This is a genomic window from Pseudomonas sp. JC1203 (assembly GCF_056175065.1).
Genome location: NZ_JBWCAM010000001.1, coordinates 626,634 through 649,149, shown reverse-complemented (window position 1 = coordinate 649,149; position 22,516 = coordinate 626,634). Strand labels below are relative to the sequence as shown.

General features: G+C 63.5%; 19 protein-coding genes and 1 pseudogene. 13 read left to right on the top strand and 7 right to left on the bottom strand.

Annotated features, from left to right (window positions below; translation table 11 throughout):
- Nucleotides 1–166: 166 nt before the first annotated feature.
- Both AC0SZ7_RS03100 and AC0SZ7_RS03095 read right to left on the bottom strand, forming a co-directional pair.
- Nucleotides 167–796 carry a response regulator gene (locus AC0SZ7_RS03100; RefSeq protein WP_475502937.1) on the bottom strand — a complete coding sequence of 210 codons (630 nt, stop codon included), beginning with the start codon at nt 794–796 and terminating at the stop codon, nt 167–169.
- The gene (locus AC0SZ7_RS03095; protein WP_475502936.1) at nt 793–3,186 is read right to left on the bottom strand and encodes a PAS domain-containing sensor histidine kinase; all 2,394 of its coding nucleotides are present in this window, start codon (nt 3,184–3,186) and stop codon (nt 793–795) included. The genes AC0SZ7_RS03100 and AC0SZ7_RS03095 overlap by 4 nt, the downstream gene beginning before the upstream one ends.
- A gap of 92 nt (nt 3,187–3,278) precedes the next feature.
- Between AC0SZ7_RS03095 and AC0SZ7_RS03090 the strand changes: the two are divergent.
- Nucleotides 3,279–4,244, top strand: a pseudogene (locus AC0SZ7_RS03090) (alpha/beta hydrolase family protein); the annotation flags it as partial.
- A gap of 78 nt (nt 4,245–4,322) precedes the next feature.
- Here AC0SZ7_RS03090 and AC0SZ7_RS03085 read toward each other — a convergent pair.
- Genes AC0SZ7_RS03085 through AC0SZ7_RS03075 form a run of 3 tightly spaced genes read right to left on the bottom strand, consistent with a single transcriptional unit; the run spans nt 4,323 to nt 6,782 of the window.
- Nucleotides 4,323–5,090, bottom strand: coding sequence for a TerB family tellurite resistance protein (locus AC0SZ7_RS03085; protein WP_475502935.1), 768 nt, complete (start codon nt 5,088–5,090; stop codon nt 4,323–4,325).
- 1 nt (nt 5,091) lies between these two features.
- Nucleotides 5,092–5,760 (bottom strand): N-acetylmuramate alpha-1-phosphate uridylyltransferase MurU, encoded by a 669-nt coding sequence (gene murU, locus AC0SZ7_RS03080; RefSeq protein WP_475502934.1) that lies wholly within the window; start codon nt 5,758–5,760, stop codon nt 5,092–5,094.
- The gene (locus AC0SZ7_RS03075) at nt 5,757–6,782 is read right to left on the bottom strand and encodes an aminoglycoside phosphotransferase family protein (protein ID WP_475502933.1); all 1,026 of its coding nucleotides are present in this window, start codon (nt 6,780–6,782) and stop codon (nt 5,757–5,759) included. Before AC0SZ7_RS03075 ends, murU begins: the two co-directional genes overlap by 4 nt.
- Nucleotides 6,783–6,911: 129 nt before the next feature.
- Here AC0SZ7_RS03075 and AC0SZ7_RS03070 point away from each other — a divergent pair, with 129 nt between their 5' ends.
- The 11 genes from AC0SZ7_RS03070 (at nt 6,912) to AC0SZ7_RS03020 (ending at nt 20,921) form a co-directional block, all read left to right on the top strand.
- Entirely contained in the window at nt 6,912–9,719 is a 2,808-nt protein-coding gene (locus AC0SZ7_RS03070) for an LPS-assembly protein LptD (RefSeq protein WP_475502932.1), read from the top strand.
- Nucleotides 9,700–11,028, top strand: a complete 1,329-nt coding sequence (locus tag AC0SZ7_RS03065) for a peptidylprolyl isomerase (protein WP_475502931.1) — start codon at nt 9,700–9,702, stop codon at nt 11,026–11,028. The genes AC0SZ7_RS03070 and AC0SZ7_RS03065 overlap by 20 nt, the downstream gene beginning before the upstream one ends.
- Complete coding sequence (pdxA, locus tag AC0SZ7_RS03060; RefSeq protein ID WP_475502930.1) at nt 11,025–12,014, top strand: 4-hydroxythreonine-4-phosphate dehydrogenase PdxA; 990 nt, start codon at nt 11,025–11,027, stop codon at nt 12,012–12,014. Before AC0SZ7_RS03065 ends, pdxA begins: the two co-directional genes overlap by 4 nt.
- Nucleotides 12,011–12,817, top strand: coding sequence for a 16S rRNA (adenine(1518)-N(6)/adenine(1519)-N(6))-dimethyltransferase RsmA (rsmA, locus tag AC0SZ7_RS03055; protein WP_475502929.1), 807 nt, complete (start codon nt 12,011–12,013; stop codon nt 12,815–12,817). The genes pdxA and rsmA overlap by 4 nt, the downstream gene beginning before the upstream one ends.
- 106 nt (nt 12,818–12,923) lie before the next feature.
- Nucleotides 12,924–13,304, top strand: coding sequence for a Co2+/Mg2+ efflux protein ApaG (apaG, locus tag AC0SZ7_RS03050; protein ID WP_416427166.1), 381 nt, complete (start codon nt 12,924–12,926; stop codon nt 13,302–13,304).
- On the top strand, nt 13,304–14,152 hold the full coding sequence (locus AC0SZ7_RS03045) for a symmetrical bis(5'-nucleosyl)-tetraphosphatase (protein WP_475502928.1): 849 nt from the start codon (nt 13,304–13,306) through the stop codon (nt 14,150–14,152). The genes apaG and AC0SZ7_RS03045 overlap by 1 nt, the downstream gene beginning before the upstream one ends.
- Nucleotides 14,153–14,257: 105 nt before the next feature.
- The gene (gene glpE / locus AC0SZ7_RS03040) at nt 14,258–14,587 is read left to right on the top strand and encodes a thiosulfate sulfurtransferase GlpE (RefSeq protein WP_475502927.1); all 330 of its coding nucleotides are present in this window, start codon (nt 14,258–14,260) and stop codon (nt 14,585–14,587) included.
- 280 nt (nt 14,588–14,867) lie between these two features.
- Nucleotides 14,868–16,790 (top strand): PrkA family serine protein kinase, encoded by a 1,923-nt coding sequence (locus tag AC0SZ7_RS03035; RefSeq protein ID WP_008365203.1) that lies wholly within the window; start codon nt 14,868–14,870, stop codon nt 16,788–16,790.
- A 124-nt stretch (nt 16,791–16,914) separates the two neighbouring features.
- A complete protein-coding gene (locus tag AC0SZ7_RS03030; RefSeq protein ID WP_475502926.1) occupies nt 16,915–18,189 on the top strand; it encodes a YeaH/YhbH family protein in 1,275 nt (424 codons plus the stop codon).
- Nucleotides 18,186–19,748 carry a SpoVR family protein gene (locus AC0SZ7_RS03025; protein WP_475502925.1) on the top strand — a complete coding sequence of 521 codons (1,563 nt, stop codon included), beginning with the start codon at nt 18,186–18,188 and terminating at the stop codon, nt 19,746–19,748. The genes AC0SZ7_RS03030 and AC0SZ7_RS03025 overlap by 4 nt, the downstream gene beginning before the upstream one ends.
- A 66-nt stretch (nt 19,749–19,814) precedes the next feature.
- The gene (locus tag AC0SZ7_RS03020; RefSeq protein WP_475502924.1) at nt 19,815–20,921 is read left to right on the top strand and encodes a tRNA nucleotidyltransferase/poly(A) polymerase-related protein; all 1,107 of its coding nucleotides are present in this window, start codon (nt 19,815–19,817) and stop codon (nt 20,919–20,921) included.
- Between the two features lie 84 nt (nt 20,922–21,005).
- Here the strand turns inward: AC0SZ7_RS03020 and folK are convergent, their stop codons facing one another.
- Both folK and folB read right to left on the bottom strand, forming a co-directional pair.
- Nucleotides 21,006–21,515 carry a 2-amino-4-hydroxy-6-hydroxymethyldihydropteridine diphosphokinase gene (gene folK, locus AC0SZ7_RS03015; protein ID WP_475502923.1) on the bottom strand — a complete coding sequence of 170 codons (510 nt, stop codon included), beginning with the start codon at nt 21,513–21,515 and terminating at the stop codon, nt 21,006–21,008.
- Nucleotides 21,506–21,859, bottom strand: a complete 354-nt coding sequence (gene folB / locus AC0SZ7_RS03010; protein WP_475502922.1) for a dihydroneopterin aldolase — start codon at nt 21,857–21,859, stop codon at nt 21,506–21,508. The genes folK and folB overlap by 10 nt, the downstream gene beginning before the upstream one ends.
- 75 nt (nt 21,860–21,934) lie before the next feature.
- On the opposite strand from folB, the gene plsY reads away from it, so the two are divergent.
- Complete coding sequence (gene plsY, locus AC0SZ7_RS03005; protein ID WP_475502921.1) at nt 21,935–22,504, top strand: glycerol-3-phosphate 1-O-acyltransferase PlsY; 570 nt, start codon at nt 21,935–21,937, stop codon at nt 22,502–22,504.
- The last annotated feature ends 12 nt before the right edge of the window (nt 22,505–22,516 follow it).

Genomic DNA, 22,516 nt, shown 5'->3' with positions numbered 1-22,516 from the left:
ATGGAAGGCTTGTTGTAGGGATTGCCCTACACGGGTGGCGGGGATAGATATGTTTTTCCAGCAATGCCCTGAAACCGGCATTCGCCCTTGTCGCGAACAGACAAACCACCCGTAGCAGCTGCCGAAGGCTGCGTCAGCAAACACCACGGTGCGGGGCCGGGTGGCATCACACCAACTTGTGTTCCATGGCGTATTTCACCAGTTCGGCCAGCGAAGTGACGTTGAGCTTCTGCATCAACCGCGCCTTGTGGGTGCTGATGGTCTTGCTGCTCAAGGCCAGCTGCTGGGCGATATCGTTGACGTTGGCGCCCTGGGCCAGCCGTTCGAACACTGAAAATTCGCGCTCGGACAACAGCGAGTGCAACGGCCGCGAGTCGGTCAGGCCAACTTCGAAGACCATGCGGTCCGCCAGGTCGGGGTCTATGTAACGACCGCCGTTGGCTACCCGACGAATGGCGGTCAGCAGCAACGCGGGGTCACTGTCCTTGGTGGCGTACCCGGCCGCGCCCACTTTCAGCGCCCGCGCGGCCATCTGCGCTTCGTCGTGCATGGACAGCACCAGGATAGCCGGCGGGTTGTTCAGCGCCCGTATGCGCGGTATGGCCTCCAGGCCGTTGACCCCTGGCATGGAGATATCCAGCAGCACCACGTCACAGGGCGTGTGGCGCAGGGTGTCGAGCAGTTGCTCGCCGTTGCTGGCCTCGCCCACTACCGTCAGGTCCCGGGCCAGCCCGATCAGCTGTTTGATGCCTTCCCGCACAATTGTGTGGTCTTCCGCCACCAGTACCCGAATCACTGCCCTACCCCCGCTGCCACTCGTTCATGAACCGGTACGCGAACCCGCAGGGTGGTGCCCTGCCCCGGCTCGCTGTGCAAAAGCAATTCGCCGCCCAGCATCAACACGCGCTCGCGCATGCCTACCAGGCCGAACGAGGTGGACGGGCCATTGCCCACCACAAACCCCTGGCCGTCATCGCTGATGCTCAACGCCAGCCAATCCTCTTCGACTTCCAGGGCAATGTCGACCGTGTGCGCCTGGGCATGCCGCATCACGTTGGTCAGTGCCTCCTGTAAAATGCGGAACAGCCCCACTGCCTTGGCATCGGACAGTGCCGGCACCTGTTCGGGCACCTGCACAAGGCAGGGGATCTGCGTGCGCGCCTCGAAACGCCGCGCCTGCCATTCGATGGCCGAACTTATGCCGGCATCCAGAATAGGTGGGCGCAACGCCGTGGCAACGTCGCGTACCAGTTGGAACAGCTGGGCAATCAGGCGTTTCATGCTGTTCAGGCGTTCCTGCAGGCCTGGGTCGAGGCTGGCGTAGGCCAATTCGCACATGGAGGTCTCCAGCTTGAGCACGGTGAGCATCTGCCCCAGCTCATCATGCACCTCACGGGCGATGCGCGCCTTTTCCTCCTCGCGCACGCTTTCCAGGTGCGCCGACAGCTCACGCAGCTGGTCCTGGGAGCGGGCCAGCGCCAGTTCTGCCTGCTTGCTCTCGCTGATGTCCCAGACAATGCCGTCCCACACCCGACCCTCGCCCTGCCCCCGGGAAATGGCCTTGATCTCGGCCCAGCGCTCGATACCCTCGCGGGTCAGGATGCGGCCCTGCCAGGACCAGTCACTGTCGGTGTCCAACGCCTGGTCCTGGGTGCGGTGATAGTGGGCGCGGTCCTGGGGGTGCACCAGGTTGCGCAGGCCCATGTCCGGGTGGCGCAACGCCGCTGGCGAATAGCCCACCAGGCTCTCGCTGCCCTCGCTGATGTAGGCAAATTCCAGCAGCCCGCCGGCTTGCAGGCGCTCCAGGCGGAACACCAGCCCGGGCACATTGGCGGCGATGCCTTGCAGCCGCGCTTCGCTTTCCTGCAGGGCGGCCATGGCGCGGCGGCGCTCAGTGACGTCGGTGAGGTAGACCACCAGGTATTCGGCGTCGTGAAAGCGCAGGAAACTCAATGAAACGTCGGCCGGCAACCAGCTGCCATCAGCCCGCAGGCACTGGCTTTCGAAACTCAGCGGCTCGCCGTCGCTGGCACGGGCGCGCTTCCACAGGTTAAGCCAGCGATCCATGTGCAGCCCCGGTTCGAAATCGATCAGCGGCCGGTGCAGCACTTGCCCGGCGGCATACCCCAGCATGGTTTCAGCAGCGCGGTTGGCGTAGCGCACGTGGCTGTCCCAGTTGACCCACAGAATACCCACGGTGCTCTGGTCGATGGAGAACTGGGTCAGGCGCAACGCCTCTTCCCCTGCCTGGCGCAGGCTGAGTTCGTCCCGCGTCTCCACCAACCGGGCTTCCAGCCAATGCTGCTGGCGCCGCTGCCAGAACACGATGGCAATGGCCGAAAGGCCCAGCACCGCGAACAGCAGGCTGAGGTTCTGCCAGAAGCCCGGCGACTCGCTCAACCGTGGGTAGCGTGGCTGCAGCCAGCGGCCATGCAATTGTTCCAGGTCCTTGGCGGGGATGGCCTGCAAGGCGGCTTGAAGTACCTGGGCCAGCTGCGGCCAGTCCCGGCGCGAGGCAATGCGCAGCAGCTGCGGCAGGCCAATGTCGCCGACCACCACAAGGTCGGCGAAGTCACTCTCGCCGGACAGCCGGCCCAGTTGCGCCTCGTCGATGACGGCGTAGCGCGCCTGCTGGCTGAGCAGCAACTGCAAGGCCTGGCGCTCCAGTGGCACCCCTTGCAGGTTAAGGTTGGCGTAAGTGCTGCGCAGGTAGTCGGCCACGGCGCTGGGCATGCGCACGGCCACGCGGTCCTTGCTGTCGAGCTTTTCCAGGTCCACGGCCACGGCGCCGTTGCGCTCGCCCACCACCAGTTGCGGAATGCGCATGTACGGGTCGGAGAACAGCCACAGGCGCAGGCCGGCCGGGGTTTGCACCAGGCCCGGGGCCATGTCGATCTCGTCGTCGCGCAGGGCCTGTTCCAGCGCTGCCTGGTCGGGGAAGTTGCGCCAGTGCAGTTCCAGCTGCAGGCTCTTGGCCAGCCAGTTGACCACTTCGACGTTCACCCCCGACAACTGCTGCAAGCGCCGGTCGTACTGGGCGAATGGCGCCTGCAACACCACGCCCACGCGCAGCTCGCGGTGCTGGTCCAGCCAGGCCTGCTGGTCGGCCGTGAGCGCCACGGGGGCGGCCAAGCCGATCAAGGGAACGAGCAAACAGCCGATAAGCACGCAGCACAGTCGAATCATCGCAACTCTCATCACCCATGAACGACGCTACATTTGGCGGTTCGGGACAAATACCATTAGGCTGCCAGCACTACCCTGGCGTGGAAAATCCGATGTCTTCAATCTACCGCACAACGCTGCCAGCGTTTTGCCTATCGCTGATGTTGCCCCTGGCGCTGCCGGCGATGGCCGACGATGCGGCGCAGAAACCGGCCACCGAGAAGGCCGCCGAGCAACCGAAAGTGGAGCGTCAACCGCTGCTGGAACGCAGCCAGGAAGATGCCCTGGCCCTGGAGCGGCAACTGCCCCAGGACGAACAGCAGCAACTGCAGGCTGGCAGCGACAGCTTCCTGGCCTTGTGGAAACCCGCCAACAGCAGCAACCCGGCGGGTGCGGTGGTGATCGTGCCGGGCACCGGCGAGACGGCTGACTGGCCCAACGCCATTGGCCCGATTCGCAACAAGCTGCCGGATGCCAACTGGAGCAGCCTGAGCATCAGCCTGCCAGACCTGAGCACCGACGCCCCGCAGCCGCGCGTGGAAGAAAAACCGCCCGCCCCCAAGGAAGCCGACAGCAAGGCGACGCCACCGGCCAGCCCGTCCGTGGAGCAGGCCACCGCCACAGAGCCTGACAAAGCCCCGGCGCAGTCGCCCGACGAGCTGGCCAAGGCCGATGCCGAGCGCATCTTCGCGCGCATCGATGCTGCGGTAACCTTTGCCCAGCAACAGAAATCACGCACGGTGGTGTTGTTGGGCCACGGTACTGGCGCCTACTGGGCTGCCCGCTACCTCAAGGAACGCCCGCAGCCCCACGCCCAGCGCCTGGTAATGGTGGCGCCGATGACGCCGAACGACGCCAGCAAGACCCTGCAGGAGCTGGCGCCAAGCCTGAAGGTGCCGACGGCAGATATCTATTATGGCGACAGCCCTACGGCCCAGGACGCTGCCCGCTTGCGCCTGCAGGCCAGCAAGCGCCTGAAGGACACGGGGTACACACAGATTTCCCTGAACGCCTTGCCGGCCGACAAGGCAGCCGAGCAGGAGCAACTGTTCCGCCGCGTGCGCGGCTGGCTCAGCCCAACGCTTGTTTTTAATTGCGGGGGCCGGCGCCCGCTGCACCGCACCCGTAGCAGCGGCCCCAAGGCCGCGTCAAAGCGCTCAACGAAAATCCCGGCGTTCGCGGATCAGCGCATAGGCGCTCTGCAACTCCCGCGTGCGCTCCGTGGCCTCGCGCACCTGCGCCGGGGTGGCGCCACTGCCCGCCAACTTGTCCGGGTGGTGGCGGCTCAGCAGCCGCCGGTACGCGCGCTTGATCTGGGCCGGCTCGGTGGTAGCCGCCACCCCCAGCAGGCGCATGGCCTCCTGGTAGCTGCCGCCACTGTTGGCCAGCGGCTTGCGCGACGGCTCGTAATCCGCCGACAAGCCCTGCACCTGCACCGAGCTCCAACCCAGCCACTTGCCCCATTGCAGGATCAGCTCGCGCTCGCCGCGGCTGGCCTTGCCGTCGGCCCATACCATGCGCCAACAGGCGCGCAACACGCCTTCGGCCGAGTTGGGCTGCTGCCCCAGCCGTTGCAGATGATGCTGCAACCGGTCACGCCCGCCCTTGCCCCGATTGAACGCGGCAATGGCTACCCGCCGCTGCGCCTCGTCCAGCCCCAACAGACGCATTTCATGGCGTGCCTGCTGGATATGCTGCTCCCCTACCCGACCATCGCACTTGGCCAGGCGGCCCAGCAGTACGAACAGCACCTGGTCATCACGCAGCTGCGGCTTGCCGCGCAGCCGATCCAACAACTCGCCCCAGCTGTGCAATTGCAGGCGCCGGTCCAGTGCCTGCCCCAACAAGGCGCCCAGCAGCGCGCCGGGAATACTGGCGATGGCAAAGCCGGCGCCGGCGCCCACCACGGTTCCTGGCCACAGCATCTCAGGCGCGCCCTTGCACTAGCGCTTCGACTTCCGCCAGGCGCTCATGGGTACCGACATCCACCCAATGCCCGGCGAACCGCTCACCGCTGACCTTGCCGCTGGCCATGGCCTGGCGCAGCAACGGCGCCAGCTTGAACGCCCCGGCCGAGCACCCGGCGAACAGCGCCGGGTGCAGCACGGCGATGCCGCTGTAGGTCAAGCGCGCGCTGTCCGCTGCCTCGCTGACCGCCCCAGCCTGCAGTGCGAAGTCACCGGTGGGGTGGTGCGCCGGGTTATCCACCAGCACCAGGTGCGCCAAGCCTTCCAGCGGCTGGCGCAGTTGGTGGAAGTCGTAGTCGGTCCAGATATCACCGTTGACCACCAGGAAGGGCTCGACGCCCAGCAGCGGCAGGGCCTGGAAGATGCCGCCGCCGGTTTCCAGTGGTTCACCCTCCGGGGAGTAGGCAATGCTGAGCCCGAAGCGCGAGCCGTCGCCCAGGTGGTCCTCGATCTGCTGGCCGAGCCAGGCGTGGTTGATGACCACCTCGGTAAACCCTGCGGCAGCCAGTGCGCGCAGGTGGTATTCGATCAACGGCACACCGCCGGCGCGCACCAGCGGCTTGGGCGTGTGCAGCGTCAGCGGGCGCAGGCGCTCGCCCTTGCCCGCCGCCAGAATCATGGCCTTCATGCGCGGGCCTCCACGGCCGCGCGCAGGCTGGCCAGCAGTTCGCCCAGTTCGGCCAGTTCCGGGCGGCGAGCCAGTACCGCTTCTATATAAGCAAAGAAGCGCGGCACGTCGGCCAGGTAGCGTGGCTTGCCATCGCGGTGGCAGATACGCGCGAAGATGCCGATGACCTTCAGGTGGCGCTGCACGCCCATCAGGTCGCTGGCGCGCAGGAAGTCGTCGAATTCAGGCTGTACCGGGATGCCCTGGGCGCGGGCTTGTTGCCAGTAGCCCTGCAGCCAGGCATCGACGCGCGCAAGCGGCCAGCTGAGGAAAGCATCCTTGAACAGGCAGGTGATGTCATAGGTCACCGGGCCATACACCGCGTCCTGGAAATCCAGCACGCCGGGGTTGGGCTCGCTGCGCATCAGGTTGCGGGGCATGAAGTCGCGGTGCACCAGCACCTTGGGCTGGGCCAGGGCGCTGTCGATCAGCAGGCTGCTGGCGCGTTGCCACAGCGCCTGCTGGGCCTCGGTGAACTGCAGCCCCAGTTCGCGCCCCACGTACCATTCGGGGAACAGCTCGACTTCACGGCGCAGCAGCGCCACGTCGTAGCTGGGCAGAGGCGCGTCCATGGCCAGCTGCTGGTAGGCCAGCAGGGCCTGGATGGCATCGTCGAACAGCGCGTCGGCATTCTCGCCGTTGATCACGTCGAGGTAGGTCTGGTTGCCCAGGTCATTGAGCAGCAAGAAGCCGCGGTCCAGGTCCTGGGCGTAAATTTTCGGCACATTTATGCCCGAGGTCGCCAGCAAGGCGGCGATATCCACGAACGGTTTGCAGTTTTCCTGGGGTGGCGGCGCGTCCATGACGATAAAACTGCGGCCATCACCCTCCCAGCGAAAATAACGCCGGAAGCTTGCGTCACTGCTGGCGGCAGTCAACGAAGACGGGGGTACAGGCCCCCAGCCCCCGGCCACAAAGAGTTTCGACAGTTGCTCATCGAGCCATACCTGGAGCTGTTGCAGGCGTACATCTTGATCGGGCATTACAGAGGTCTCCGACGGCGCTAGCCGTCAAGCGGGTCATGCTTTATTATCCAGCATCTTTTTCAGACCATCGAGAGGCGTGCGGCCCCACCGCGGGCAGATGGCACGCAGGAAGCCCGGACTAATAAGATGGCATTGAAATCCCCCGCGTTTCGTAAAAAATTCCCGTTGCTGGTCACCGGCGGTTTGCTGGCGATGCAACCCCTGGCCGTGCCGTTCGCGGTGGCCGCCGAGCAGTATGACTGTACTGTCTCTGCGGCGGGAGCCTGGGACTGCAAACCCAAAGCCCCTATTGGTGCCTTGCCGCCTCGGCCTGTCCATGATGGCAGCGCGGAATCGTCGGCGCCTGAAAGCGCTGGCCAGGCCACGCCTGCCGCCGAGGACAAGGCCAAGGGCCCCATGCTCGTTACCGAGAGCAAGGGCCGCGGCCTGAAATCGCGCAGCGCCGACTACAGCCATCTCGATTGGGTCCCGCGGGACAAGCTCACGGCAGCCCAGCTGGCCGAGACCGGTCCTTACTGCGAAGGCGCCTATGTCGAGCCGATCCGGCCCGGCATGGACGACAAGACGGCGAAGAAAGACTCGCCGACCTTCATTGGCGCCAAGGTATCGCGTTACAACCAGGAGGAGCAGACCGCTACCCTGGCCGGTGACGTGGTCATGCGCCAAGGCAGCATGCAGGCCGAGTCCGACGAGGCCAGCCTGCACCAGGCCGAGAACCGCGGCGAGCTGACCGGCAACGTCAAGCTGCGCGACCAGGGCGCCCTGCTGGTAGGCGACCACGCCGAAATCCAGCTGGACACCGGTGCCGCCCAGGTCGACAACGCCGAATACGTGATGCACAAATCGCGTATCCGCGGCAGCGCCCTGTACGCCAAGCGCGGCGAGAACGCCATCATCCGCCTCAAGGACGGTACCTATACCACCTGTGAGCCGGCGAGCAACGCCTGGGAAATCAAGGGCAACAACATTACCCTGAACCCGGCCACCGGCTTCGGCACGGCGACCAACGCCACCCTGCGCGTGCACGACATTCCAGTCCTGTACACGCCGTACATCTATTTCCCGATCGACGACCGCCGCCAGTCCGGCTTCCTGCCGCCAAGCATCGGCAGCAGCAGCAAGTCCGGCTTCTCGCTGGTCACGCCGTACTACTTCAACCTGGCGCCCAACTACGACGCCACGTTGTACCCGCACTACATGAGCAAGCGCGGCATGTTGACCGAGGGCGAGTTCCGCTACCTGACGCCAACCAGCGAAGGGCAGTTCGGCGGTGCGTACCTGAGCGATTCGGATACCGAGCGCCGGCAGCAAACCTATTCTTCGCAAGATCGTTACATGATCAACTGGCAGCACAAGGGTGACCTGGACAAACGTCTGACCTACAAGGTCGACTACACCAAGATCAGCGATCCCTACTACTTCCAGGATCTGGAAACCAATCAGATCGGCGTGAAAAATCAGGACTACCTGAACCAGCAGGCAGCAGCCTACTATCGTGGTGACAACTGGACCGCAGGGCTGAACGTCCAAGGCTACCAGTTGACCACCGTGACCAACATCACGCCGTACGACCGCCTGCCGCAGATCACCTTCAATGGTGGCCTGCCTTATCACCCGGGCGGCTTGGACTTCACTTACCAGACCGAAGCGGTACGCTTCGAGCGCAGCCTGCGCAACGGCACCTATTACAATGAAGACGGTGTCCTGGATACCACGGTCGACTCGCTTGGTCACACTGTCGACTACAACGTCAAAGGCCTTGCCCGCGCCAACGGTGACCGTCTGACCCTGGCACCACAAATGAGCCTGCCATTGACGGCGTCATGGGGCTACGTCAAGCCATCGGTCAAGTTCGTATACACCGACTACCAGCTTGACCTCGACAGTCTCGGCAAGTCCACTTTAGTCACATCGGGCAATTCACCTGAGGTATTCCATAGCAACCTCGATCGTTCGATCCCGATCTATAGCGTTGACAGTGGTTTGTACTTCGATCGTAACACCTCGATGTTCGGCACCAACTACCGCCAGACCCTGGAGCCGCGGGCGTACTATCTGTACGTGCCTTACGTGAACCAGACTGACATCCCGATTTTCGATAGTGCGGAAAATCAGTTCAGCTACTCCTCGCTGTGGCGCGACAACCGTTTCTCCGGTTATGACCGTATCGGTGACGAGAACAAGATCTCGCTGGGCGCGACTACCCGCTGGATCGAGGACAACGGTTTCGAACGCCAGAAGTTCAGCTTCGGTGAAGCATTCTATATGCAAGACCGCAAGGTGCAGCTGCCAGGCATCGACTATGCAACCCGCGCGGAGGCAACTGCCAGCCGCTCCCCGTACGCCTTGGAGTACGAATACCACTTCAACCGCGACTGGCGCTTCAATTCGGACTTCAACTGGGACCCGGACAGCCGCAGCACCCGTTCGGGCAGCGCAATGTTCCACTACCAGCCTGAAGACAACCCGAACAAGGTCATCAACGTCGGCTACCGCTACCGCGACGACATCGTTCACTACGATTCGGCCACCGGTAAATGGGGCTTTGGTGGTGACTACGGCACGCCGGGAACCGCTGGTTACATCAAGGATTACTACAAGATCCAGCAGCATGACTTCTCGGTCATGTGGCCGATCGTTCCTAAGTGGAACGCGATCGCAAAATGGGAGTATGACTACAACCGCAACCGTACGCTGGAATCCTTCGCTGGTTTCGAGTACGACAACTGCTGCTGGAAATTGCGCTTCATCAGCCGCTACTGGGTCGACTACGACGACTTCAGCCAAGCGCTGCCGGAGAACGAAAAAGGCGACCACGGTGTCTTCCTGCAAGTCGTGCTCAAAGGGCTCGGCGGCGTAGTGGGCAATAAAGTCGAGTCTTTCCTCGACAAGGGCATTCAAGGTTATAAAGAACGTGAAGAGCAAGCTAACTGATTGTTTGCGCCCGCTGTTTCTGGGCGCACTGTTGTTGAGTGGCGCGGTTCATGCCGAGGTTCAACCTCTTGATAGCGTTGTTGCCATCGTCGATAACGATGTGATCATGAAGAGCCAACTGGACCAGCGCGTCCACGAGGTTCAGCAAACCATCGCCAAGCGTGGCGGCACCAACATGCCGCCTACCGATGTGCTGGAGAAGCAGGTGCTGGAGCGCCTGATCGTCGAGAACCTGCAACTGCAGATCGGCGATCGCTCCGGCGTGCGCATCACCGACGAAGAACTGAACCAGGCCATCGGCACCATCGCCCAGCGCAACAACATGACCGTTGCGCAGTTCCAGGCTGCCCTGGCCCACGACGGCCTGTCGTACCAGGACGCCCGTGACCAGGTGAAGCGCGAGATGATCATCAGCCGCGTGCGCCAGCGCCGCGTGGCCGAGCGCATTCAGGTATCGGAGCAGGAAGTGAAGAACTTCCTGGCCTCGGACCTGGGCAAGGCCCAGCTGTCGGAAGAGTTCCACCTGGCCAACATCCTCGTGGCCACCCCGGAAAGCGCCAGCTCGGACGCTATCCAGGCTGCAGCCCACAAGGCTGGCGACATCTATACCCGCCTCAAGCAGGGCGCCGACTTCGGCCAACTGGCCGTGGCCAACTCGGGCAGCGACAACGCCCTGGAAGGCGGCGACATGGGCTGGCGCAAGGCAGCCCAGCTGCCACCGCCGTTCGATGCCCAGGTCAGCGCGCTGTCGGTGGGTGATGTCACCGAGCCAACCCGCACGCCTGGTGGCTTCATTATCCTGAAGCTGCTGGAAAAACGCGGTGGCGGTACCGTCACCCGTGATGAAGTGCACGTGCGCCACATCCTGCTCAAGCCCAACGAAGTACGCAGCGATGCCGAAACCAAGGTGCTGGCGGATCGCCTGTACCAACGCATCCAGGGTGGTGAGGACTTCGCGGAACTGGCGAAGAGCTACTCCGAAGACCCAGGCTCTGCCCTCAACGGCGGCGACCTGAACTGGGTTGACCCGCAGTCGCTGGTGCCCGAGTTCCGCCAGGTCATGGCCGACAGCCCGCAAGGCGTTGTCTCCAAGCCGTTCAAGACCCAGTTTGGCTGGCACATCCTCGAAGTGCTGGGCCGTCGTGCCACCGACAGCACCGAACAGGCGCGCGAACAGCAAGCGATGATGGTCCTGCGTAACCGCAAGTACGACGAAGAGCTGCAGAGCTGGCTGCGCCAGATCCGCGACGAAGCCTACGTCGAGATCAAGCTGCCTGGCGCCGAACAGGCTGCCCAGGCCGACCAGTGAAGCCTACGCGCTTCGCGCTGACGCCCGGCGAGCCGGCGGGCATAGGTCCAGACCTGTGCCTGCTGCTGGCCGCGCAACGCCAGCCCCACCCCCTGATTACCATTACCAGCCGTGACCTGCTCGTAGAGCGGGCCGCGCAGCTGGGCGTGGCCGTCAGCGTGCTGGCGGTCGACCCCGACGCCCTGCCCGAGCAGCCCGCCGCTGCCGGTAGCCTCTACGTATGGGACACGCCACTGGCCGCGCCCGTCGTCGCAGGCCAACTGGACCGCGCCAACGCAGCCTTCGTCCTGGAAACCCTGACCCGCGCGGGCCAGGGCTGCCTGGACGGGCGCTTCGCCGGCATGATCACCGCCCCGGTGCACAAGGGCGTGATCAACGAGTCGGGCATCGCGTTTTCCGGCCACACCGAATTCCTGGCCGAGCTGACCCACACCGAACAGGTAGTGATGATGCTCGCCACCCACGGCCTGCGCGTGGCACTGGTGACCACTCACCTGCCCCTGCGCGCCGTGGCCGACGCTATCACCGAAGAACGCCTGGAGCGGGTCACCCGCATCCTGCATTCGGATCTCAAGGACAAGTTCGGCATTGCCCAGCCGCGCATCCTGGTGTGCGGGCTCAACCCGCACGCCGGCGAAGGCGGCCACCTGGGCCGTGAAGAGATCGAGATCATCGAACCGACACTGGAACGCCTGCGCAGCGAGGGCATGGACCTTCGCGGACCGCTGCCAGCCGATACTCTGTTTACCCCCAAATATCTGGAGCACTGCGACGCGGTGCTGGCGATGTACCATGACCAGGGGCTGCCCGTACTCAAGTACAAGGGCTTTGGCGCCGCGGTGAATATCACCCTGGGCCTGCCGATCATCCGCACGTCGGTGGACCACGGCACTGCCCTGGACCTGGCCGGCAGCGGCCGCATCGACACCGGCAGCCTCAAGGTCGCACTGGACACCGCCTACCAGATGGCCGAGACCCGTATATGACCGAGCAATACCAACACCGGGCGCGCAAGCGCTTCGGCCAGAACTTCCTGCACGACGCCGGTGTCATCGACCGCATCCTGCGCTCCATTCATGCCCGCGAAGGCGAGCGCATGCTGGAAATCGGCCCGGGCCAGGGCGCCCTCACCGAAGGCCTGCTGGGCAGTGGCGCACAGCTGGACGTGGTGGAACTGGACAAGGACCTGGTGCCTATCCTCAACCGCCAGTTCGCCGGCCGTGGCAATTTCAGCCTGCACCAGGGCGATGCCCTGAAGTTCGACTTCACCACCCTTGGCGCCGCCCCCGGCACCCTGCGCGTGGTCGGCAACCTGCCGTACAACATCTCCACGCCACTGATCTTCCACCTGCTGGCCAACGCCGAGCTGATCCGCGACATGCACTTCATGCTGCAGAAGGAAGTGGTGGAGCGCATGGCCGCAGGCCCCGGCGGTGGTGATTGGGGCCGCCTGTCGATCATGGTCCAGTACCACTGCCGCGTGGAACACCTGTTCAACGTAGGCCCGGGCGCGTTCAACCCGCCGCCCAAGGTCGACTCGGCCATCGTCCGCCTGGTGCCGCACACCACCCTGCCGCACCCGGCCAAGGACCACCGCCTGCTGGAGCGCATCGTTCGCGAAGCCTTCAACCAGCGCCGCAAGACCCTGCGCAATACCCTCAAGGCCCTGCTCACCAGCGAAGCCATCGAAGCCGCCGGCGTCGACGGCAGCAAGCGCCCGGAACAGCTGGACCTGGCCGCCTTCGTGCGCCTGGCCGACAAGCTGTTCGAGCAGACCAGCGCCAGCTGATCGCCCTCATCGTGCGTCCCGGACTACTGCCCGGGCGCACGATGGCCTAGACTCAAGACACCGGCACCCCGAATGCCCTTCGTTTTTTGCAATAAGGCCCCCTTGCATGTCCGATCCCCGCTATCAGATCGACGTCAGCGTCGTCACCCGCTTCCTCGCCGAACAATCGCAGCCTGAACACCAGCGGTTCGCGTTCGCCTATACCGTCACCGTCCGCAACAATGGCCAGCTGCCGGCCAAGCTGGTTTCACGGCACTGGGTCATCACCGACGGCGACGGCAAGGTCGAGGAAGTGCGCGGCGCCGGCGTGGTTGGCCAGCAACCGCTGATCGAGGCGGGCCAGAGCCACACCTACAGCAGCGGTACCGTCATGGCCTCCCAGGTGGGCACCATGCAGGGCAGCTACCAGATGGTGGCCGAAGACGGCAAACACTTCGACGCCATCATCGCGCCCTTCCGCCTCGCCGTGCCCGGGGCCCTGCACTGATGGCGGTGTACGCGGCCGGTGACTTGCAAGGCTGCCTGCAACCGCTCAAATGCCTGCTGGAAAAGGTCCGCTTCGACCCGGCCCACGACCGCCTGTGGCTGGTGGGCGACCTGGTCAACCGCGGCCCCGAATCCCTGGAAACCCTGCGCTTCCTGTACCGCATGCGCGAGTCGCTGGTGTGCGTGCTGGGCAACCACGATCTGCACCTGCTGGCCGCCGGCCGCAACATCGAGCGCCTGAAGAAAAGCGACACCCTGCGCGAGATCATCGAGGCGCCGGACGCCCCAGAGCTGCTCGACTGGCTGCGTCGGCAGAAGCTGATGCACTACGACGAACAACGCGACATGGCCCTGGTACACGCCGGCATTGCGCCGCAGTGGTCGCTGAAGAAGGCGCTGCGCTGCGCCGCAGAGGTCGAGCAGGCCCTGCGCGATGACAACCTGCTGCCGCCGTTCCTGGACGGCATGTACGGCAACGAGCCGGCCAAGTGGCACAACGACCTGGCGGGCGTCGAACGGCTGCGGGTGATCACCAACTACTTTACCCGCATGCGCTTCTGCACCCCCGAGGGCAAACTCGACCTCAAGGGCAAGGAAGGCGCCGACACCGCGCCGCCGGGCTACGCACCCTGGTTCAAGATTCGCGAGCGCAAGACCCGCGGCCTGAAGGTCATCTTCGGCCACTGGGCGGCGCTGGAAGGCAAGTGCGACGAGCCCGGCATCTTCGCCCTGGACACCGGCTGCGTGTGGGGCGGCGCCATGACCCTGATGAACGTCGACACCGGCGAGCGTCACGGCTGCGCCTGTGACGAACATGGCAACATACGCGGCTCGATAGCCCACCCCTGAAGCGGTAGAATCGGTCACAAACGACCTGTGGGAGCTGGGCCACAAAAAGCTCGCTGGCAAGCCAGCTCTCACAGGCCACTAGCCGATCATCCCCAGGAGCCTGTCATGACCGAATTCAAACGCATCCCGCCGCAAACGGCCCATGAGCTGCTCGCCAATGGCGCGGCCATCGTCGACGTGCGCGACGCCCAGACCTACGCCGCCAGCCACATCCCCAACGCGCAGCACCTGGACAACCATTCGGTGCAGGACTTCATCCGCGGCGCCGACCTCGACAAGCCGCTGGTAGTGGTGTGCTACCACGGCAATTCCAGCCAGGGCGCCGCCGCCTACCTGGTCAGCCAGGGGTTCTCCGAGGTGTACAGCCTGGATGGCGGCTTCGAGCTGTGGAAAGTCACCTACCCGGAGCAAACCGCGCAAGGCATCGCGGAATAAATTTTTTTCTGACGCCAAGCCCCCGCCCCACGGGGCTTGGCGCGGGCTGACGAACGGTCGGCCCATAACATATCGCTCATTGCACCTTGAAGTCTGAGATTCCCAACTATCCTTAGGTTCAGGCCATCCAAAACAGGGGAGAGCCGGTACACCGACGCGCGGGTCATCGGTAGCGACTTAGAGGTGTTCTGGGGGGTATACAGCGGCCGATTGTTTCGGCGGCTGCCAGCATCAACTGATTGATCCGACGTCGGCTCCACGTATCGAGCGAGGTGACGTCATGAGTATTTTTAGCCACTTCCAACAGCGTTTCGAGTCCACTCGTCAGGAAGAGCTCTCGTTGCAGGAGTATCTGGAGCTCTGCAAAAAGGATCGCAGTGCCTACGCTTCTGCTGCCGAACGCATTCTGATGGCAATCGGGGAACCGGAGTTGCTCGACACGTCGACCAATTCCAGGCTGTCGCGGATCTTCTCCAACAAAGTGATCCGCCGCTATCCGGCCTTCGAAGACTTCCACGGCATGGAGGAGTGCATCGACCAGATCGTTTCGTACTTCCGCCACGCCGCGCAGGGTCTGGAAGAGAAGAAACAGATCCTTTACCTGCTGGGCCCGGTGGGGGGTGGTAAATCGTCCCTGGCGGAAAAACTCAAGCAGCTGATCGAGAAGGTGCCGTTCTACGCCATCAAGGGTTCACCGGTGTTCGAGACGCCCCTGGGGCTGTTCAACGCCACCGAGGACGGTGCCATCCTGGAAGAGGACTTCGGCATCCCGCGCCGCTACCTCAACACCATCATGTCGCCCTGGGCCACCAAGCGCCTTGCCGAGTTTGGCGGCGACATCAGCCAGTTCCGCGTGGTCAAGCTCTACCCCTCCATCCTCAACCAGATCGCCGTGGCCAAGACCGAGCCGGGCGACGAGAACAACCAGGACATCTCCGCCCTGGTGGGTAAAGTCGACATCCGCAAGCTGGAGGAATACCCACAGAACGACGCCGACGCCTACAGCTACTCGGGCGCACTGTGCCGGGCCAACCAGGGCCTGATGGAATTCGTCGAGATGTTCAAGGCGCCCATCAAGGTATTGCACCCGCTGCTGACGGCTACCCAGGAAGGCAACTACAACAGTACCGAAGGGCTGGGGGCCATCCCCTACTCCGGCATCCTGCTGGCCCACTCCAACGAATCGGAATGGCACAGCTTCCGCAACAACAAGAACAACGAGGCGTTCATCGACCGGATCTACATCGTCAAGGTGCCGTACTGCCTGCGCGTCAGCGACGAGATCAAGATCTACGACAAGCTGCTGTTCAACAGCTCCCTGTCCAAGGCCCATTGCGCCCCCGACACCCTCAAGATGCTGGCGCAGTTCACTGTGCTGTCGCGCCTGAAGGAGCCGGAAAACTCGAACATCTACTCGAAGATGCGCGTCTACGACGGCGAAAATCTCAAGGACACCGACCCCAAGGCCAAGTCGATCCAGGAATACCGCGACAGCGCTGGCGTTGACGAAGGCATGAACGGCCTGTCGACCCGCTTCGCGTTCAAGATCCTGTCCAAGGTATTCAACTTCGACCCGCATGAAATTGCTGCCAACCCGGTGCACCTGTTGTACGTGCTGGAACAGCAGATCGAGCAGGAACAGTTCCCCGCCGAGGTGCGCGAACGCTACCTGCGCTACCTGAAGGAATATCTGGCACCGCGCTACATCGAGTTCATCGGCAAGGAAATCCAGACCGCGTACCTGGAGTCCTACAGCGAGTACGGCCAGAACATCTTCGACCGCTACGTGCTGTACGCAGACTTCTGGATTCAGGACCAGGAATACCGCGACCCGGAAACCGGCGAGATCCTCAACCGCGTTGCCCTCAACGAGGAACTGGAGAAAATCGAAAAACCTGCCGGCATCAGCAACCCGAAAGATTTCCGCAACGAAATCGTCAACTTCGTGCTGCGCGCCCGGGCCAACAACAACGGCAAGAACCCGACCTGGCTCAGCTACGAGAAGCTGCGGGTGGTCATCGAGAAGAAAATGTTCTCGAACACCGAGGACCTGCTGCCTGTCATCAGCTTCAACGCCAAGGCCAGCAAGGAGGACCAGCAAAAACACAACGACTTCGTTACGCGAATGGTCGAACGCGGGTACACCGACAAACAGGTACGGCTGCTCTCCGAGTGGTACCTGCGGGTCAGAAAGTCGCAGTGATGCAGCGGTAAGCTTCATGCTGCACGCCTTGGGGCATCGCCACCGCGCCGGTGCCCCGAGGTTGCGGCCTGTAGCTTTTGACTTGCGGCTTGCAGCTTAAGGCTTGCAGCTGCCCGGAGGGCCTATGAGCTATGTGATCGACCGACGCCTGAATGGCAAGAACAAGAGCACGGTGAACCGCCAGCGTTTCCTGCGGCGCTACCGTGACCACATCAAGAAGGCGGTGGAAGAGGCGGTCAGCCGTCGCTCCATCACCGACATGGAACACGGCGAACAGATCAGCATTCCCGGCCGCGACATTGACGAGCCGGTGCTGCACCATGGCCGCGGCGGCAAGCAGACCGTCGTGCACCCCGGCAACAAGGAATTCACCGCTGGCGAACACATTGCCAGGCCCCAAGGGGGCGGCGGCGGTGGCAAGGGCCCGGGCAAGGCCGGCAACTCCGGCGAAGGCATGGACGAGTTCGTCTTCCAGATCACCCAGGAAGAATTCCTCGAATTCATGTTCGAAGACCTCGAACTGCCGAACCTGGTGAAACGCAACCTCAGCGGTACCGACACCTTCAAGACCGTGCGCGCTGGCATCAGCAACGAAGGCAACCCGTCGCGCATCAACATTATCCGCACGCTGCGTTCAGCCCATGCGCGGCGCATCGCACTGTCTGGCAGCAGCCGCGCGAAACTGCGCGAGGCCAAGGCCGAGCTTGAACGCCTGAGGCGCGAAGAGCCGGACAACTTCGGCGATATCCAGGAAATCGAGACGGAAATCGAGCGTCTCAGCGCGCGCATCCACCGCGTGCCGTTCCTCGACACCTTCGACCTCAAGTACAACCTGTTGGTCAAACACCCCAACCCCAGTTCCAAGGCGGTGATGTTCTGCCTGATGGACGTGTCCGGGTCCATGACCCAGGCCACCAAGGACATCGCCAAGCGCTTCTTCATCCTGTTGTACCTGTTCCTGAAGCGGAACTACGACAAGATCGAAGTGGTGTTCATCCGCCACCACACCAGCGCCCGCGAAGTGGACGAGGAAGAGTTCTTTTATTCCCGGGAAACCGGCGGCACCATCGTCTCCAGCGCCCTGAAACTGATGCAGGAGATCATGGCCGAGCGCTACCCCACCAACGAGTGGAACATCTACGCCGCCCAGGCCTCCGACGGCGACAACTGGAACGATGACTCGCCCATTTGCCGCGAGATCCTGACCAAGCAGATCATGCCGTTCGTGCAGTACTACACTTATGTGGAGATCACCCCGCGCGAGCACCAGGCATTGTGGTTCGAGTACGAACGCATCGGCGAAGCCTTTGCCGACACGTTCGCCCAGCAGCAGCTGGTATCGGCCGGTGATATCTATCCGGTCTTCCGTGAACTCTTCCAGCGCAGGTTAGTGACATGACCGCCAGAGAGCAGAAACGCCAACCCCTGTCCACGGGCTCCGAGTGGACCTTCGAACTGATCCAGGCCTACGACCGGGAAATCAGCCGGATTGCCGAGCGTTATGCGCTGGATACCTACCCCAACCAGATCGAGGTGATCACCGCTGAGCAGATGATGGACGCCTACGCCTCGGTAGGCATGCCCCTGGGCTACCATCACTGGTCCTACGGCAAACACTTCCTCAGCACGGAGAAATCCTACACCCGTGGGCAGATGGGCCTTGCCTACGAAATCGTCATCAACTCCGACCCCTGCATCGCCTACCTGATGGAGGAAAACACCATCTGCATGCAGGCCCTGGTGGTGGCGCACGCCTGCTACGGGCATAACAGCTTCTTCAAGGGCAACTACCTGTTCCGCACCTGGACCGACGCCAGCTCCATCATCGATTACCTGGTGTTCGCCAAGCAGTACATCATGCAGTGCGAGGAGCGCCACGGCATCGATGCCGTGGAAGACTTGCTGGACTCCTGCCACGCGCTGATGAACTACGGCGTGGATCGGTACAAACGCCCCTACCCCATCTCTGCCGAAGAGGAACGTCGGCGCCAGAAGGACCGCGAAGAGCACCTGCAGAAACAGATCAACGACCTGTGGCGCACCATTCCTAAAAGCGCCGACAAGAACAGCGAACGCGACAACGCGCGCTTCCCCGCCGAACCCCAGGAGAACATCCTCTACTTCATCGAGAAGCACGCGCCCCTGCTGGAGCCCTGGCAGCGCGAGGTGGTGCGCATCGTGCGCAAGATCGCCCAGTACTTCTACCCGCAACGCCAGACCCAGGTGATGAACGAGGGCTGGGCAACGTTCTGGCACTACACGTTGATGAACGACCTGTACGACGAAGGCCTGGTCACCGACGGCTTCATGATGGAATTCCTGCAATCGCACACCAGCGTGGTGTTCCAGCCCGGCTTCGACAGCCCCTACTACAACGGCATAAACCCCTACGCACTGGGCTTCGCCATGTACCGCGACATCCGTCGCATGTGCGAAGAGCCAACTGACGAAGATCGCCACTGGTTCCCCGACATTGCCGGCACGGATTGGCTTTCTGCAATCAAGTTCGCCATGACCAGCTTCAAGGACGAAAGCTTCATATTGCAGTACCTTTCACCCAAGGTGATCCGCGACCTGAAGCTGTTCAGCATCATGGATGACGACCAGCGCGATGACCTGCTGGTGCCCGCAATTCATGACGAGGGTGGCTACCGCACCATTCGTGAAACCCTGGCGGCGCAGTACAACCTGGGCAACCGCGAACCCAACGTGCAGATCTGGAGCATCGACCGCCGTGGCGACCGCTCGCTGACCCTGCGCCACCAGCAGCACGACCGCAAACCGCTGGGCGAGTCCACCGACGAGGTGCTCAAGCACCTGCATCGGCTGTGGGGCTTCGATATTCACCTGGAAACCCTGCAGGGCGAGCAGGTCATGAAGACCCACCATGTCCCCCCAAAGATGGAACACAGCGAAGGTGACTACGGACGCCTTGACCTCGCTGTCGTTCACCTCTAACCAAGGCATCCGACCTCCCCGGGCCCGGCAGACAGGTTATCCTGTCGGGTCTACGGAGGTTTTTTCATGCAGATTTTCAAAGTCGGCGGCGCGGTGCGCGACCGTCTCCTGGGCCGCGCGGTCACCGACATCGACTGGGTAGTGGTGGGTGCCACTGCCGGGCAGATGCACGCCTTGGGTTACCGCCCCGTGGGTGCGGACTTCCCGGTATTCCTGCACCCGAAAACCGGCGAGGAGTACGCCCTGGCGCGTACCGAGCGCAAGAGTGGCCATGGTTATGGCGGCTTTGTATTCCATGCCAGCCCCGACGTCACCCTGGAACAGGACCTCATCCGCCGCGACCTGACCATCAACGCCATGGCCGAGGATAATGACGGCAATGTGGTCGACCCCTACCATGGCCAGGCTGACCTCGAACAAAGAGTTCTACGCCACGTTTCGCCGGCATTCGCCGAAGATCCCTTGCGAGTGTTGCGCGTCGCCCGTTTCGCGGCACGTTATGCCGACCAAGGCTTCACGGTCGCGCCGCAGACGCTGGAACTGATGCGCGAGCTAAGCGAATCCGGCGAACTGCAGGCGCTGACCGCCGAGCGCAGCTGGAAGGAAGTTTCCCGGGCGCTGATGGAAAACCAGCCGCAGGTGTTCGTGCAGGTGCTGCACGAGTGTGGCGCCCTGAAGCAACTGATGCCCGAACTGGACACCCTGCCAGCTGAGCGCCTGGGAGCCCTGGAACAGGCCGCGCGCCATGAACAACCACTGACCGTGCGCTGGGCCTGCCTGGCAGGCGGCCTGGGCAAGGCCATCAACGAACGCTTCAAGGTGCCCCGCGACTGCCAGGAGCTGGCGATGCTGGTGGGGCAGTACGGCGAGGCTGGCCAGCGCGCTTTGCAACTGGAAGCCGCACAGCTGCTGGAATTGCTGCAGGGCTTCGACGTGTACCGTCGGCCGCAGCGTTTCGAGGAGTTAATCATGGTCGGCCAGATGGGCGCCCTGGCACGCGGGCAGATCAGTTATCCACAGGCGGATTATCTACGCGGCGCGGCGGAGGCGGCGCGAGGGGTGGCGGTAAAGCCGCTGGTGGAAGCCGGGTTCACTGGGCAACAGTTGGGCGAAGCGTTGAAAGCCGAGCGCCTGAAGGCCTTGCAGACCTACAAACAACACACCCACCCGTAGCAGCTGCCGCCAGGCGGCGTCCGGCCATGACGCACAACCCGCGGCGCCCAGGACGCGGCCTGGTGGCCGCTGCTACAGGCGGTGTCAGAGCTGCGTGAGCTGCCGGCCACGCCACTCGAAGGGCGCCGGCGCCAGCACCTGATCGATCTGCGCCTCGGCCCACACCTGGGCCATGGGCTTGCCCACCCCGGGGTGCAACACCTCCGGGGCAATCAACGCCAGCGGCCACAGCACGAAGGCGTTCTTCAGAATCTCTGCCCGCGGCAGCACCAGCCCGTCGAAATTGCCCGCCAGGTCGCCGTACAGCAGCACGTCGATGTCCAGCGGCAGGCCCTTGCGCTCCGGCGCGTAACGACCGTTGTCGGCCTCGATGAACTTCAGCCGGCGGTCCAGTTCGGTCAACGGCAGGTCAGTCAGCGCGCTGACCACCAGATTGAAGAACGGCCCACTCTTGATGCCCACCGGCTGGCTTTCGAACACCGCCGAGCAATGCATGTCCTGGAGAAAGCCGGCCAGCGCATCGAGCCCTGCGCACAGGTGCGCCTCGCGGTCGATGTTGCTGCCCAGGCCCAGGTAAATCCGCGTCAGCGACATCCGCGCTCGATCTCCACGCCAACACCCTTGGCGGCCGCAACGGCGCCGGGCTTGGTCAGTTTCAGGTGCAGCCAGGGGATGTTGAATTCGCTCATCAGCACCTGTGCCAGGCGTTCGGCGAAGGTCTCGACCAATTGGAACTGGCTGGCTTCGGCAAAGGCCAGGATACGCGTGGAAACGCTGGCGTAGTCCAGCGCCAGGGTCAGGTCGTCGCCTGCGGCTGCCGGGCGGTTGTCCCAGGCAAAACTCAGGTCCAGGCGCAGGCATTGGCGAATGCCGCGTTCCCAGTCATAGGCACCGATGACGGTGTCGACTTCCAGACCTTCGATAAACACTCTGTCCAAGCACTTCTCTCCGCAGCACGACAAGGGCGCAATGCGCCGTTAGAATCAGGGGCGTCCTCGCCCGGAATAGTTAGCATGTTTTGGTTACTGGCGGTTCTCGCCTACCTGCTCGGCTCGCTGTCCTTCGCCATCGTGCTTAGCCGCGTGACCGGTAACCCCGACCCGCGCATGAGCGGCTCCGGCAATGCCGGCGCCACCAACATGCTGCGCCTGGCCGGCAGGAAACTCGCCATCCTCACCCTGCTGGGCGACGTGTGCAAGGGCCTGCTGCCCGTGCTGATCGCCCGCCTGGCCGGCCAGGACCTGCAAGCGCAAGCCTGGATCGGCCTGTGCGCAGTGATCGGCCACATGTTCCCGCTGTATTTCCGCTTCCAGGGCGGCAAGGGTGTCGCCACCGCTGCCGGCATGATTTTGGCCCTGTACCCGCCCGCCGCGTTGCTGGCGGTGGCCGCATGGGCCCTGACCTTCTACCTCACCCGCACCAGTTCGCTGGCTTCGCTGATCGCCACGCCCCTGACCCTGCCATTGCTGGCCTGGCAGGAACCCCAGGCACTGCTGCCCATGAGCGTGCTGACGTTGCTGATCGTGTGGCGCCACCGTGGCAACCTGCGCGACCTGTTTGCCGGCCGCGAACGGCACTTCTGAGGCAGGTACCGG